General features: G+C 60.9%; 13 protein-coding genes. 5 read left to right on the forward strand and 8 right to left on the reverse strand.

Annotated features, from left to right (window positions below; translation table 11 throughout):
- The first annotated feature begins 1 nt into the window (after position 1).
- Positions 2-643, forward strand: a complete 642-nt coding sequence (locus QKD99_RS08435) for an ATP-binding cassette domain-containing protein (RefSeq protein ID WP_049377043.1) — start codon at positions 2-4, stop codon at positions 641-643.
- On the opposite strand, the gene QKD99_RS08440 is transcribed toward QKD99_RS08435, so the two are convergent.
- The gene (locus QKD99_RS08440) at positions 640-2,217 is read right to left on the reverse strand and encodes a bifunctional ADP-dependent NAD(P)H-hydrate dehydratase/NAD(P)H-hydrate epimerase (RefSeq protein ID WP_049377044.1); all 1,578 of its coding nucleotides are present in this window, start codon (positions 2,215-2,217) and stop codon (positions 640-642) included. The two genes, QKD99_RS08435 and QKD99_RS08440, sit on opposite strands and share 4 nt — an antisense overlap.
- An 18-nt stretch (positions 2,218-2,235) precedes the next feature.
- Entirely contained in the window at positions 2,236-3,051 is an 816-nt protein-coding gene (locus tag QKD99_RS08445; RefSeq protein ID WP_049377045.1) for a DNA-formamidopyrimidine glycosylase family protein, read from the reverse strand.
- A gap of 127 nt (positions 3,052-3,178) precedes the next feature.
- Between QKD99_RS08445 and QKD99_RS08450 the strand changes: the two genes are divergently transcribed.
- Entirely contained in the window at positions 3,179-4,675 is a 1,497-nt protein-coding gene (locus QKD99_RS08450) for a DUF1846 domain-containing protein (protein WP_049377046.1), read from the forward strand.
- Between the two features lie 112 nt (positions 4,676-4,787).
- The gene (locus QKD99_RS08455) at positions 4,788-5,723 is read left to right on the forward strand and encodes a rhodanese-related sulfurtransferase (protein ID WP_005326978.1); all 936 of its coding nucleotides are present in this window, start codon (positions 4,788-4,790) and stop codon (positions 5,721-5,723) included.
- Here the strand turns inward: QKD99_RS08455 and QKD99_RS08460 are convergent.
- The 6 genes from QKD99_RS08460 to QKD99_RS08485 form a co-directional block, all read right to left on the reverse strand.
- Entirely contained in the window at positions 5,720-6,466 is a 747-nt protein-coding gene (locus QKD99_RS08460; protein ID WP_284811369.1) for an aminotransferase class IV, read from the reverse strand. The genes QKD99_RS08455 and QKD99_RS08460 overlap by 4 nt on opposite strands.
- Positions 6,463-8,322, reverse strand: a complete 1,860-nt coding sequence (locus tag QKD99_RS08465; protein WP_347951206.1) for a chorismate-binding protein — start codon at positions 8,320-8,322, stop codon at positions 6,463-6,465. The genes QKD99_RS08460 and QKD99_RS08465 overlap by 4 nt, the downstream gene beginning before the upstream one ends.
- Before the next feature lie 17 nt (positions 8,323-8,339).
- Positions 8,340-8,822: a hypothetical protein gene (locus QKD99_RS08470; RefSeq protein WP_347951207.1), complete on the reverse strand. Its 483-nt coding sequence runs from the start codon at positions 8,820-8,822 to the stop codon at positions 8,340-8,342.
- Positions 8,823-8,831: 9 nt separating this feature from the next.
- Positions 8,832-9,803, reverse strand: a complete 972-nt coding sequence (locus QKD99_RS08475; protein ID WP_347951208.1) for a universal stress protein — start codon at positions 9,801-9,803, stop codon at positions 8,832-8,834.
- Positions 9,804-9,890: 87 nt separating this feature from the next.
- Positions 9,891-10,391, reverse strand: a complete 501-nt coding sequence (locus QKD99_RS08480) for a MarR family winged helix-turn-helix transcriptional regulator (RefSeq protein ID WP_239279020.1) — start codon at positions 10,389-10,391, stop codon at positions 9,891-9,893.
- Between the two features lie 54 nt (positions 10,392-10,445).
- Positions 10,446-11,534: an inositol-3-phosphate synthase gene (locus QKD99_RS08485; RefSeq protein ID WP_347951209.1), complete on the reverse strand. Its 1,089-nt coding sequence runs from the start codon at positions 11,532-11,534 to the stop codon at positions 10,446-10,448.
- A 117-nt stretch (positions 11,535-11,651) separates the two neighbouring features.
- On the opposite strand from QKD99_RS08485, the gene QKD99_RS08490 reads away from it, so the two are divergent.
- On the forward strand, positions 11,652-12,029 hold the full coding sequence (locus QKD99_RS08490) for a DUF5318 family protein (protein WP_347951210.1): 378 nt from the start codon (positions 11,652-11,654) through the stop codon (positions 12,027-12,029).
- A gap of 75 nt (positions 12,030-12,104) precedes the next feature.
- Positions 12,105-14,354: a transglycosylase domain-containing protein gene (locus QKD99_RS08495; RefSeq protein WP_284597648.1), complete on the forward strand. Its 2,250-nt coding sequence runs from the start codon at positions 12,105-12,107 to the stop codon at positions 14,352-14,354.
- Positions 14,355-14,360 lie beyond the last annotated feature (6 nt).

The following is a 14,360-nucleotide window of genomic DNA, read 5'->3' on the forward strand; positions in this document are numbered from 1 at the left end:
CATGTCCACCATTCTTGATATCCGCAACGCCACCGTGACCTACCAGGACGGTGAGACCACGACTACTGCGCTTGCCGAAGCCTCCCTCATCGCCGAATCCAATACGCTTACCGCCATCGTGGGTGAGTCAGGGTCCGGCAAGTCCACGCTGCTGTCCGTAGCCGCAGGCCTCATCACGCCGGACTCCGGGTCCGTGCACGTGGACGGTACCCGCTCCATCATTTTCCAACAGGCCAACCTGCTGTCCTCGCTCAATGTGCGCGACCAATTGGTGATTATGGACCATATCGCCGGCCGTAAGCTGCGCCCGCAGCACGCCGATGAGCTATTGGAGTTTGTTGGCCTAGAGGGGATGGGAAACCGCCGTATGGGCCAGTTGTCCGGTGGCCAGCGCCAGCGTGTCAATATCGCCCGGGCGCTGATGGAGCAGCCAGACCTGCTCTTGGCCGATGAGCCTACCTCTGCGCTTGATTCCCATCTCTCGCAGGAGATCATCCGTCTTTTGCGTGATGTCACCCAAGAAATGCAGACCGCCACCGTGCTAGTGACCCATGATCGCTCCTTGCTGAATTTTGCTGACCGCGTGGTAGAGGTCAAGGACGGTCACGTTTCTGAACAGGAGAAGGTTTCCGTGCTCAGCTAGCGTTGCATGGCGAGCAGCCGTGCGATTGCCTGCGGCACGGCTGCGGCAATCTGGGAGGCGGAGCAAATCCCAAAGCCGTCCGGGGTGTGGGCGGCAATGGCGGCAGCATGCTGGTGTATGGCCGCGGCATGGAGGATTTCCAGAATGATCGTCTCCGCACTTACTTCAGCGATATCCAATTGCGCGAGCGTGGCGCCGAGGATGCCAGAGAGCACGTCACCAGAACCGGCGGTGGCTGCGTAAGAATGCCCAGCGTTCATGCCGTAAATTTTCTGGCCTGGGGCCGTGACCGTGGTGATCCGGCCCTTGTGCAGGATGAAGCAGTCGAGCGCGTCGGAAAGCTCGCGCAGGTGCACCCCGAGTCCCTTCGAAAGATCAAGTTCGCGGCCGAGAGTTGCCGCGTAGAGCCGCTCAAATTCCCCGGCATGCGGGGTCAGGACGGCGCAGGGATGATCGCGTACGAGTTCGCGCAGATCCCCACAGGTAGAAAGTATGGTCAGCGCATCGGCGTCGATAATCGTGGGCAGTCTGCGTTCTAGCACGGCGCGCAATTCGGCGGCCGCCTCCGGTCCGGTGCCTCGCCCTGGGCCTACGACCCAGGCTTGGGCGTGGACTTTTTCTTGGGCGCTGGCATGGGGCACTACCTCCGGCAGGCTCGTGACCACGGAGTCATTGCCCACGACGCGAACCATGGACGGCGTGGCGCGCACCGCGCCTGTGGCGGCGAGAATGCCCGCGCCGGGAAAGGTGTTGCTGCCAGCACATACCGCGGTCACCCCGCCGGTGTATTTGGTGCTTTGAGCCCCCGGAGTCGGATCCAGAATCGGGCCCGTGCAGCCCACCGCCTTCGGGGCGGTAACTAGGCCTTGTTCTCCGGAAAGCACCGGCTCAGTCGGCCACTGGTAGGGCAGGGGGATAGTGGGTTCATTGGCGATATAGCCCACCGGCTCCGCGGTAGCGGAAAGCTCTTCTGCAAAGGAGCGCGGGGCGCCGGGCAGGAGCAGATCGCAGAGCACCACCGCACCGCATGCCGGGGCAAAGATATGTCCGGCACGGGCCCAGCCAAAGCTAATGGTCACGTCTGCCTCTACGGCATCGGCTGCGGCTACGCCGGTATCGGCGTTAATTCCCGAAGGAATGTCCACAGCTAATACCGGCACCCCACGCTTCTTGGCCTCGGTATAGGCCCTCAGTGGGGCACCGGAAAGGCCGCGGGTGGAGGCGAGGCCGGCGACGGCGTCGATAAGCAGATCGGCGTTTCCTAGGTCGTGCGCTATGGTTCCGCCGGCCGTGGCAAATGCGTCTAGCGCGGGTTCGTGTGCGGCATCCGCCGCGAGGATAGCCACTACTGAATAGCCTTCCTCCGCCAAGAAAACGCCAGCATAGAGGCCATCGCCGCCGTTGCCGCCTGGCCCGACAAGGATAGTTACGCGCCGATAAGAGCCGAGCATGTTCGCGGCCGTGGCCGCCACGCCTCGTGCGGCCAAGCGCATGAGCTCATCGTCAAAGTTCTGCTGGGCTAGAAGGGAACGCTCTGCCGCGCGAACGGCGGCAACGCTATAGGCATGTCGCATATTCGCCAGGATAGGCCTTTAAGGAGCCGGTTGGCAGGTTGGACACCAAAATAGGTTGCGTCCCTCCATGACCTTTTCTGCCACCGGGGTGCCGCAGATATAGCAAGGTAGGCCGGCGCGGCGATAGACGTAGACCTCGCCGCCGTGGTCATCCTTGCGCGGTTCGCGGCCCATGGCCTCGGGGGAGTGCTCGGGCCGCACGGTATCGATGCGGCCGTGCTCCACTCCGTATTCCATGAGATCCACCAAGTCCGCCCACGTGGCGTCAAAGGTTTCACGGGAAACGTCCCGGCCCGGGAGGAAAGGGGAGAGGCCGTGACGAAAGAGGGTCTCGGCCCGGTAGATATTGCCCACGCCGGCATAAAGGTGCTGATCCATCATGAGGGAGCCGATGCTGCGGCGCGATTTATGCACTTTGGCCCAGAGTGCCTCCACATCGGCGTCCGCGCGCAGCGGGTCTTGGCCTACCTTGGCTAGCTGTGCGCGGAACTCCTCTTCAGTGAGCAGGCGGCAAAACTGCGGCCCGCGCAGGTTAGCGGCCTCGGCGCCATTATCAATGCGCACCCGGATCTGTCCGCCTACTTCCTCGCGGGGCTCGAAGCGCAGCTTGCCAATCAGGCCTAAGTGAATATAGAGGATATGGCGCGGATCCTGGGCGCTAAAGTGTACGAAAAGGTGCTTGCCGTAGGTCTCTGCCAGCTCGATACGCTCGCCATCGAGAAGCTCCGCCTCCGCTGCGAAGCGCCCCTGCGGGCTGGTCACGCGCAGCGGCATGCCGCGAAAATCGGCGTTGAATTTATTAGCTAGGCGGTGGATGACGTGACCTTCAGGCATAGAACTCAGTCTAACCGGGAAGAATTTTCGGCCAAACCTGCCGCTAACCAGCCCACTTATTCGGGAGGTGACAATAGCGTAAACTCGAAATGCGGAATGATTTAACTCAGGGGAAGGCTTTCAAATCATGACGCAAAAAATCGGCTTTGACCGCGAGAAATACATCGAGCTGCAGTCGAAGCACATCCACGCCCGCCGCGAGGAAATCGGCGGCAAACTCTACCTAGAGATGGGCGGCAAACTTTTTGACGATATGCATGCCTCCCGCGTGCTGCCCGGCTTCACCCCAGACAATAAAATCGCGATGCTGGAGCGCATCAAAGAGGACGTAGAGATCCTCATCTGCATCAACGCGAAAGATATCTCCCGCCAGAAGGTGCGCGCGGACCTGGGCATTCTTTATGAAGATGACCTGCTGCGCTTGGTGGACGTATTCCGCAGCCGCGGATTCTTGGTAGAAAACATCGTCATGACCCAGCTGGAGGAAGGCAACTCCCAAGCCGAAGCCTTCATCGACAAGGCAGAGCGCCTCGGACTCAAGGTGGCGCGCCACTGTGTTATCCCTGGTTACCCCACCAATACGGACCTCATCGTGTCCGATGAAGGTTTTGGCCGCAATGAGTTTGCGGAAACCTCCCGCGACCTCGTCGTGGTCACCGCGCCGGGCCCCGGCTCCGGCAAGCTGGCTACTGCGCTTTCGCAGGTCTACCACGAGCATCAGCGCGGCAATAACGCCGGATACGCCAAGTTTGAAACCTTCCCTATTTGGAATCTCCCCCTGGAACACCCCGTGAACCTGGCCTATGAGGCAGCCACGGTAGACCTCAATGATTCCAATATTATTGACCACTTCCACCTGTCCGCCCACGGCGAATCCACCGTGAATTACAACCGCGATGTGGAAGCGTTCCCGCTGCTGCGCACGCTTTTGGAAAAGCTCACCGGCACCACCCCGTACCAGTCTCCAACGGACATGGGCGTGAATATGGTCGGCTTCTGCATTACTGATGACGCCGTGTGCCGCGCCGCTGCCCAGCAAGAAATTATCCGCCGCTACTTCAAGGCGCAGGTGGAAGAGGCGCGTGCCGGCTTGGGCACCGAGCAGTCCGAGCGAGCCGCCGTCATCATGGCTAAGGCCGGCATCAAGGTTGAGGACCGCCCTGTGGTGGTGCCTGCTCGCCAGCGTGCGGAAGAAACCGGCGAGCCTGCCTCTGCTATGCAGCTGCACGACGGCACCATGATCACCGGCCGCACCTCGCCATTGCTGGGTTGTTCTGCAGCTATGCTGCTTAATGCGCTAAAGCACTTGGCGGGCATCGATGACGATATCCACCTGCTGTCGCCCGAGTCCATCGAGCCGATTCAAACGCTCAAGACCAAGCACCTGGGTTCCAAGAATCCACGCCTGCACACCGACGAGGTGCTGATCGCCTTGTCCGTGTCTGCGGCGAAGGATGACAATGCCCGCAAGGCGCTGGAGCAGATCAAGGAACTTGCTGGTTGCGACGTCCACACCACCACCATCCTGGGTTCTGTGGATGAGGGAATCTTCCGCAACCTTGGCGTGCTCGTGACCTCTGACCCAGTCTTTGCCCGCAAGAAGGCGCTGTACCAAAAGCGCTAACTTCCGCGTGCTAAGGATGCGGCCCTTTCAGCTTGTGCTGGAGGGGCCGCAGTCATATAAGGGAGAGCTACAAGATTGGGGATCTGCGCAGCTGCGGGCCTAAGATTAGGGCGTGACTATTGGCAAAGTTCTCCTGTATTACTGCTTTACCCCCATCGAAGATCCCACCGCAATCATGCTGTGGCAGCGCACCCTGTGCGAGTCCCTGGGGCTCAAGGGGCGCATCCTCATTTCCGAGCACGGCATCAACGGCACCGTTGGCGGCGATATGGAAGCCTGCAAGCGCTACGTCCGCCAGACCAAGGAATACCCCGGCTTTAAGCGCATGCAGTTCAAGTGGTCCGAAGGCGGCGCGGATGACTTCCCGCGGCTTTCGGTCAAGGTGCGCGATGAAATCGTGGCCTTTGGCGCGCCGGGCGAGCTGAAGGTGGATGAAAACGGCGTCGTTGGCGGCGGCGTGCACCTCAAGCCAGAAGAGGTAAATAAGCTGGTAGAAGAACGTGGCGAGGAGGTCGTCTTCTTTGACGGCCGCAACGCCATGGAAGCGGAGATTGGCAAGTTTAAAAATGCCGTCGTGCCCGATGTGAAAACCACGCATGATTTCATCGAAGAAATCGAGTCCGGCAAGTATGACTGGATGAAGGATAAGCCGGTGGTGTCTTACTGCACCGGTGGCATTCGCTGCGAGATCCTGTCCTCGTTGATGAAGAACCGTGGCTTCAAAGAGGTCTACCAAATTGATGGTGGCATCGTGCGCTATGGCGAAAAGTACGGCAATGATGGGCTGTGGGAAGGCTCCATGTATGTCTTTGACAAGCGCATGCACCATGAGTTTGGCCAAGGACTCCAAGACCCCGGCTTCATTCAGCTCGGCCACTGCGTGCACTGCGGTAAGGGCACGAATACGTTCCACAATTGCATCAATGAAGATACCTGCCGCCAGCAGGTACTCATCTGTGATGACTGCATCCAGCATGTAGAAACCCAGCACTGCGGTCGGCCGGATTGCGCCGAAGTGGCAGCGCAGCTAGCCAAGCAGGAGAGCTAGTCGCCCGCCGTTTCCCTGCGGAAACAGCCCCACCACCAGTGCTGCCACCCGGTGGTATGCGGGCTGTGCGGTGGATGGATGACACCAGTGGGGGCGTGTAGTTCGCTAACCGGGCTCATGCCGTGGAGCGAGTTGAGGAACCACAGGGGGCACTCGGCGGCGAGCTCGGGGGTGATGGGGCGCGTTTCGGTGTGAATTCCGAGGTCTGAGGCGCGCCGGGCAACTTGGCGCAGCGTGATGCTAGGCAGCGCCAGTCCGGTGGGGAGGATGAGCGTCTCCCCATCCCAAGCGACGAGCGCGCCGGTGGTGGTCTCCACCATGGCACCGGAGGCATCCACGATGGCGGTGTCATCGGTACCGTCTGCTTGGTATTCGGCGCGGAAGCCTGCCAGCGCTGGGAAGTCGGGGCCCTTGACCAAAGGCTGCGTGCGCGGGTCCGGGGCTTGCACATAGGTCAACCGGGTGGTTCTGCGCGCAGGGGGTGCGGGGCGAATATCGAGGCGCAGGTGTCCGCCGGCTAGCGAGATGCGGGGGAAGAGATCGCCGAGACCCACAAGCTGCAGCATCGCGGGTACGAAGCCGGCGGGAAGTGGGCCGGCCACTGATTCGAAGCGCTGGAGGTGCAGGGGGAGGGCATTGGAGTGGGCGTCGGCAAGCATCCGCCAAGAATCCGCAACGTCAAAGGGTCCGGGGTGGGCCTGGCTTGGAATAAAACTGCCCTCGTGCCAGAGGTAGGTGCTCATTGCCATGCCCCCAACACGGATTGGGCCTTGAGGTCGCGCTCCTCCAGCTCGGCGGCCGGATCCGAATCCAGGACGATGGCCCCGCCGGCGCCGATGGTGACCTCACCGGCCGTCCGCACGGCCGTGCGGATAACCACGCTGAGATCGGATTGACCGTCAAACCCCAGGTAGCCCACCACGCCGGAGTACACACCGCGCGGTCCCGTTTCGAGTTGGTCAATGATCTCGCAGGTGCGCAGCTTCGGCGCGCCCGTCATCGATCCGGGAGGAAAGGTGGCGCGGAGGGCATCGACCGCGGTGGCACTGGCGCGCAGTTGCCCGGTAATGGCGGAGACCAACTGATGGACGGTGGCATAGCTTTCTACCTGCATCAACTTTGGCACGCGCACGGTACCGGGCTCGCATACCCGGGAGAGATCGTTGCGCAGTAGGTCAACGATCATGAGATTTTCGGCCCGTGTCTTCGGGTCCGTGGTCAGCAGCGCGGGATCCTGGTCGGTCGAGATAGTGCCCTTAATCGGCTTGGCCTCTACCTCACGACCGCGCACGGTGAGGAAGCGCTCGGGCGAGGCGCTGCAGACCTCCACACCATCGAAGACGAGGTGTGCGGCATAGGGGGCGGGATTGTGCGAGCGCAGTTGGGGATAGAGATCGCCCTCGGCCGCGGCCGAGTAGGTATCGGTCAGGCAGACCTCGTAGCTCTCGCCGGCGTGCAGGAATTCCTGGGCGCGTTTAATCCGCTCCAGGTAGCCGGGGCTGCGCCAGGAGCCCGCGCTTAGCGACGCCCCACTGTCCTCCCCCGTAGGCCGTGGTTCCTCCGCACCCAAGGCGGCTTCCAGGCGGTTTAGCAATTGCTCGGCGCCGTCGCCGGCAAGGCAGCACAGGTGCGCTGTTTCTGCGTGGTGGTCATAGACGATGAAGGACTGCGGCCGCACAAAATAGGCATCTGGGTAAGGGGAGCGGTGGCTAAGTTCAATCGGCAGGGTGAGCTGGGCGCATTCGTAGCCTAGGTACCCGATGACCCCGCCGGTAAATGGGAGGGTCGGTGCATCGATGATGCGGGTGGCGAGCTCGCGGTCGAGGAGGGTGAGGATATCGGGGGCGTCGCCAAGCTGGTAGCGGAAAGAGCGACTCAACGCGCCCGCGGTATCGCCGAGGATGGAATAGCGCCCGCGGGGATCCGCGGAGTCGAGGAAGAAGGCATCGTTGCCCTCGGCGCGCAGGGCGGCAAAGACCCGTGCGCAGTCCACCGCGCCGGGCACCTCCCGGTGGAGCAGGCGAAACCCGCCCAGGAAGTTGCGCATAATATCCCGGCCGTATTGCGTGAGCACCGACTCGGGGTGGAATTGCACGCCCCAGTGCGGCAATCCATCGACCTTGAGGGCTTGGATGACGCCGTCTTCGCTGCGGGCATGGACGGTGATGCCGGGGGCCTCCTCTATATGCAGGGAGTGGTAGCGCACCACCTCGAAGTGTTGCGGGATTCCGGCAAAGATACCTTCGCCCGAGTGACGGATGGTGGAGACGAAACCGTGGCGCGGCTGCGGCGCCGGCGACACCTGGGCGCCGGCTAGCAGACCTAGCCCCTGGTGGCCAAGGCATACGCCCAGCACCGGAATCTCGGCCGCGGCCGCGGCGGCGATAATGCCCCGGGCAGCACCGAAATCCTCTTCGCGTTCCGGCGTGCCCGGGCCAGGAGAAATCACCACATGCGAAAATTCGCCGGCACGGACGCGCTCGGCCAGCCCGTCCGCTTCACCGGCGGCGACGACGAGTGGTTCGCGTCCTGCTACCTCCGCGATGAGGTGGGCAAGGTTGAAGGTATAAGAATCGTAATTATCAAGCAGGAGGATCATAGGGAGGCGGAAAGTTGCTATGCGGCGGCCGAGTCCATGAGGAACAGCTGGATATCGGTAATAGTCCACAGCATGAAATTGCAGGCCATCACCCAGAAAATGGCCATCCAACTGCGCCACCGCAGATAGCGGTGCAGCTTGCGCACCATGATGATGGCGCAGCCGATCATGCCGAAGAAGGGAATGATCGGGGTGGTCAGGCTAAAGAAGGTGCGCTGCCCGTCAGTGCAGAGCCACGTGGCGGTGCCATTCTCACATAAGGGGCCGCCGGAGAGCCGAGTGACGAGCGCGACTGCGAAACCATAAAGCGCGGAGAGCACAAGAACGGCGATCATGTACCAGACGGCCTGGCGGGTGGAGCGGTGGTTAGCAGCGGCAATCTCTAAAGGGTCCGGCTCATCGGCCAGCTCATCAAAGTTCCGCGGTTCCGGGCGGCGCAGATTGGCATAGTCCGCATCGGAGGTCAGATCGTTTTCGGGATGCTCTGGTCGCAGGCTCATGCCCTAATCCTAACCGCAGGATGGGTGGACCAAGATAGGCACCCGAATATGCGGCAGCAGCTCCGTGGCAGTAGAACCCAAGAACACGCGGGCGATGGGGCCCTGCGGGGTGGAGGACATGAGCATTAGATCGCCCTTCTTCCACTTGAGCGAATCCACCGCGCCGCCCCAGCCCGCGCCGGAACCAATTTCAGAGGTGACATCCAGCTCGGGGAATTGCTCTTGGATGCAATCGCGGGCGCGGTCCAGCATGGCGAGGGAATCCTCGAGCCACTCAGCCGTCAGCTTAAGTGCCATATCGTGCTTATCCTTGGACGGCGTATTGAGCAGTCCCTTTGCCGAGAAGGCAAGCAGGCGCAGCGGCAGGTTCCAGCGGTTCGCGAGCTCCGCTGCGGCGAGCATCTCATGATCTTCGCGCGGGCTGCGTTCGGTGATGGCAAAGTTGAAGCGGGTGACGCCGTGCTTGGACAGCTTCACCTTGCGGGGGACCAAGCCTAATGGTTGAGGGGAATAATGCAGCAGGGTATCGGCCGTAGAACCAGCAAAGAAACGGCCCTTCGGTGCGGCCTGGTTGGGCCCCAAAATGATGAGGTCTGCCTCGAACTTCTTGGCCATTTCCGTCAGCAGATGGGGGCGCGAAGGGCCGTCGACCAATAGGGAGGGTTTCTCATCCCAGCAGCTACGCGGCACGCCGGCTTCATCGAGGGCGGCATGGGTAGCGGCCGCGCAGGCCTCCTTTTGTGATTTAAACCATTTTTTATATTTTCCGCCGAGTTTGTTGAGGGAAGTCGTAGTCCACGGCTGGAACACGGTAGAGATGACGCGTACTTGTATTTCTGCGGTGCGGGAGAGCCACGCGGCACAATCTAGAGCCTCGGTACCGGAGGAAGAAGGGCTCCAAGAAATAAGAATGCGAAGGGGTTTATCGGCCGAGCCCTTGCTCAAGGCCGGCAGATGCCCATCGGAAGAATCAGTTGCCATACGGAGTGAACTAGTGAGAGATTACGGTTTTCGTTTCCCTCAATTATCACGTTAAGGCCAAGAAAAATGAAATCACCGCGGGCAAAACTAGCGCTGTTCGCCGTTCATTGTGGGGCGATAGACATCAGCCAGCTTGGAGATAACGGTGGCTACTTCGTTGGCGGTCTCCAAATCCTTCGGCTCGAGCCACCGCATGATCTCTGCTAGGGCGGAGGCGCGCTGCTGCGAGACTATGGCTAGTTCGGATTCGCCTAGTTGCGTCAGCGCTACCAAGACGCCGCGGCGGTCCTCTTCATCGCGGTGGCGTTCCACGTAGCCGCGGCGCTCTAGCTGATAGAGCGCGTTGGAGGCGGTGGGCATGCGGATAAGTTCTGCCTGCGCGATGGTGGAAACGCGGGACGGTCCGCGCATACGCAGCTGGTTCATGATGGACACCTGGGAGGTGGTCAATGAAGAGCCCTCCGCCGTGCGCTGGAAAATAAGAATGAGCTTATTGAGCGACGGCTGGATGGAACGCGCGACCTCGACGGCATCCTCGTACGTAGACGGGGATTGAGCGGGGCCCTTCTCCTCATGTTGCTGCGTCATAGAAAACGATTGTATAGCCCGTTTTCCCTGCGCGGTAGTTCGGAAGTTAAAAAATTAGTTTCCGGCAATAAAGTCTTCTAGCTCGGCGCGCGCCACGTCATCGGCCTTTTGTACCGGCGGGGATTTCATCAGGTAGGACGAGGCAGCCAGTACCGGGCCCGCCACCCCGCGGTCGAGGGCAATCTTGGCGGCGCGTACGGCATCGATGATGATGCCGGCGGAGTTAGGCGAGTCCCAGACTTCCAGCTTGTACTCCAAGCTCAGCGGTACTTCGCCAAAGGCGGAGCCCTCTAAGCGGACATAGGCCCATTTGCGATCATCGAGCCATTCCACGTAATCGGAAGGCCCGATGTGGACGTTGCGGTCCTCCCGCTTACCGGCGATGGGCGAGTTGTGCAGGTTAGAGGTTACGGCCTGCGTCTTGGAGATCTTTTTGGATTCGAGGCGCTCGCGCTCGAGCATATTCTTAAAATCCATATTGCCGCCCACATTGAGCTGCATGGTGCGCTCCAAACGCACGCCGCGATCTTCAAAGAGCTTCGCCATCACGCGGTGAGTAATGGTCGCGCCCACCTGGGACTTAATATCATCGCCTACGATGGGCAGCCCGGCATCTTCGAACTTCTTTGCCCATACCGGATCAGAGGCAATAAAGACCGGCAAGGCATTGACAAAGGCGCAGCCGGCATCGATCGCCGCCTGGGCGTAGAACTTATCCGCTTCTTCAGAGCCGACCGGCAGGTAGGAGACTACGACGTCGGCGCCGGACTGGCGGAGTATGGCGGGGACGTCGGCAAGCGGGGCTTCCGATTCCGCGATGGATTCTTGGTAGTACCGGCCGAGGCCGTCCAGGGTAGGACCGCGCTGCACGGTAACGCCCAGCTCAGGGACGTCGGTAATGGAAATGGTGCAATTGCGGGAGCTGCGCGTAGCCTCCGCCAGATCCTTGCCCACCTTGTCCGCATCCACGTCGAAAGCGGCAACGAATTCCACATCGCCTACGTGGTATGGGCCAAATTGGGCGTGCATCAAACCGGGAATATCTGCATCGGCCGCGGCGTTGCGATAAAACTCCACGCCTTCAATGAGGGACGTGGCGCAGTTGCCGACGCCCACGATGGCGACCTTTATTTTTTCGGACACGGTCTACTCCTTTAACTCCATGAGTTGTGGCTGTCAGTGACTGCGCAAGAGTAAGCCGAAAATTATGCCCTACGGTGGCATAACACCATGTGGATCGATCAAGAAGAGGTAATTAGGATGATCCGGGTGAATTCCGTTGCCTATAAGCACGTGCTCTCCCATGAATGGGAGCGCGCCCACCACCTGCGCGAATTTCGCGCCGGGCAGCTCAGGCGGGAGGACGTGTGCGATGCTGATTTTTTGCTGCGCGCCGCAGCTGAGCACCACGGGCGCACCATGGATAAGGAATGCCCCGTGTGCGGCGAGCCTCTGCGGCTTACGCGCTGGGTCTATGGCGAGAACCTCGGCCGCCGCGCCGGGAGTGCCCGCAGTGAGAAAGAAATAGCGGAGTTTGTAGCCGAGGGCTTGGAGTTTACGGTGCACGAGGTGGAAGTATGCCGCCAGTGCCGGTGGAACCACTTGTTGCGTTCTGCTACTGCATTTAACGCGTGTTAGTTTCCAGCGCACCGCCTTAGGCAGTAAGCTGCAATTATTTAGTTTGTGATCAGGGATGAATGAGGACACGAATCAGTGACCGAGAAGGAATCTACCGGCAAGTCCACTAAGGTGGCTCGCCCCAGCAAAAAGCAGGCGACAAAGAAGCGCCGCATCTGGCCGTGGGTCGTTTTGGCGTTCCTACTGGTCTTTGTAGCACTGCCCGCAGGACTTTTTGCCTACGCATACTCGCAATACTCCGTTCCGGAGCCCAAGGACCTGGCCAATAACCAGGTCTCTACCATCTACGCGGGTGATAATCAGACCCAGCTCGCCCGCCTGGTGCCGCCGGAAGGCAACCGCACCCACGTGAAGCTGGATGAAATCCCGGAATACGTGCAGGACTCCGTGCTGGCCGCGGAGGACCGTGACTTCTGGGATAACTCCGGCTTCTCCTTCACCGGCCTCGGCCGCGCCGTGGTGGGTAAGGTAACCGGCAATGAAGATGCTGGCGGCGGTTCCACCATTACCCAGCAGTATGTGAAAAACACGCTGGTGGGCAACGAATACTCCTACGTGCGCAAGATTCGCGAGCTCATCTACTCGGTGAAGATGACCAATGAGTGGGATAAGGAGGATATTCTCAACGCCTACCTCAACACCGTGTACTTCGGCCGCAATGCCTACGGCATCCAGGCGGCATCCAACGCCTACTTTGATAAGGACGCCAAGGACCTCACTCCGGAGGAAGGCGCCATGCTCGCCGGCCTCATTCAGTCCCCGTCCGGCCTCGACCCGCGCGTGAACCAGGAGGGCTCCGAGGACCGCTGGAACTACGTCCTTGATGGCTTGGTAGACATGGGTGACCTCACCCAGGAACAGCGCGATGGCATGGTCTTCCCAGAGACCCGCGACCCAGCTGAGTACTCCGCCTACACCGAAGCCCCAGGCGCTAATGGCCACATCAAGGATCAGGTCATCCGCGAACTGGAAGAGGTAGGCATCACCGAAAACGAGGTGTCCACCGGCGGCCTGCGCATCACCACCACCATCGATATGAATGTGCAGAACAACACCATCCAGGCAGTCGATGACCAGATGGCTCCGCTGCAAGAGGATGCGCGTGCGGCTTCCGTGACCATCGATCCGAAGACCGGTGCGGTCCGTGGATACTTTGGCGGCCACGATTCCAATGGTTGGGACTACGCCAACTCCCCGCTGCAGACCGGTTCTACTTTCAAGATCATGACCCTTGCGGCCGCCCTGCAGCAGGGCATCAGCCTAGATACCAATTACTCGTCCGCTCCGTACCAGCTGCCTGGCTCGGATGTTGTCACCAACGTGGGCGGCGGCTGCGGCGTATGCAACCTGCGCGAGGCTACCAAGCAATCCCTGAATACCTCCTTCCTTCGCCTGCAGGAGGACCTCAAGAACGGCACGCAGGACACCGCAGATATGGCGCACGCCCTTGGCGTGGCTAAGTCCCTGCCGGGCATTGAAAAGACGCTGACGGAAAACGGCAAGCAGCCATTCGAAGGCATTGTTCTGGGCCAGTACCAGTCCCGCCCGCTCGATATGGCCACCGCAATGTCCACCCTGGCTAACCAGGGCGTGTGGCATAACCCGCACTTTGTGCAGCGCGTAGAAAACGCTGCCGGCGAAGTGCTGTACGAGCACCCCGAAGACGAGGGCGAGCGCCGCGTATCGTCCAACGTGGCTAATAACGTCATCGAAGCCATGGAGCCGGTGGCCGCATGGTCTAATGGCGCTCTTGCCGGTGGCCGTGTTTCCGCCTCCAAGACCGGTACCACTCAGATGGGCGATACCGGCAATAACAAGGATGCCTGGATGGTCGGTGCCACCCCGCAGCTGGCTACCGCCGTGTGGGTAGGTACCGCGGATAACACCTCCGCTATCTTCGATCAGTACGGCGGCATCATGTACGGCGCCGGCGCGCCAACCAAGATTTGGAAGGCCGTGCTGGATAACTCCCTGGCCAACTCCGAATTCCAAAACTTCCCGGCTGCCTATCCGCTGGGATTCGGCAACATGGGCGCCGGAACGGCCGCTCCGGCCTATGACCCGAGCTGGGATAGCGGCGCTGGCGATACCCAGGACTACGAGGCCCCTGCCGAGCAAGCAGCTCCGGAAGAGGAAACCAAGCCGGCTCAGCCGGAGAACAAGCCGGAGAGCCCGAAGCCTGCCCCGAAACCGCAACGCGGCAATGGCAATAGCGGCAATGGTGGCAATAGCGGTAATAGCAACCAGGCACCGGCCCAGCCAGAGGCGCCGTCTTTGGATGACCTCATCGGCCCCGATAGCGACTTGGCAGACCTTCTAGGGTAGGCGGCA

Origin of the sequence: Corynebacterium sp. c3Ub_189, from assembly GCF_039907195.1 — a bacterium.
Taxonomy (GTDB): domain Bacteria; phylum Actinomycetota; class Actinomycetes; order Mycobacteriales; family Mycobacteriaceae; genus Corynebacterium.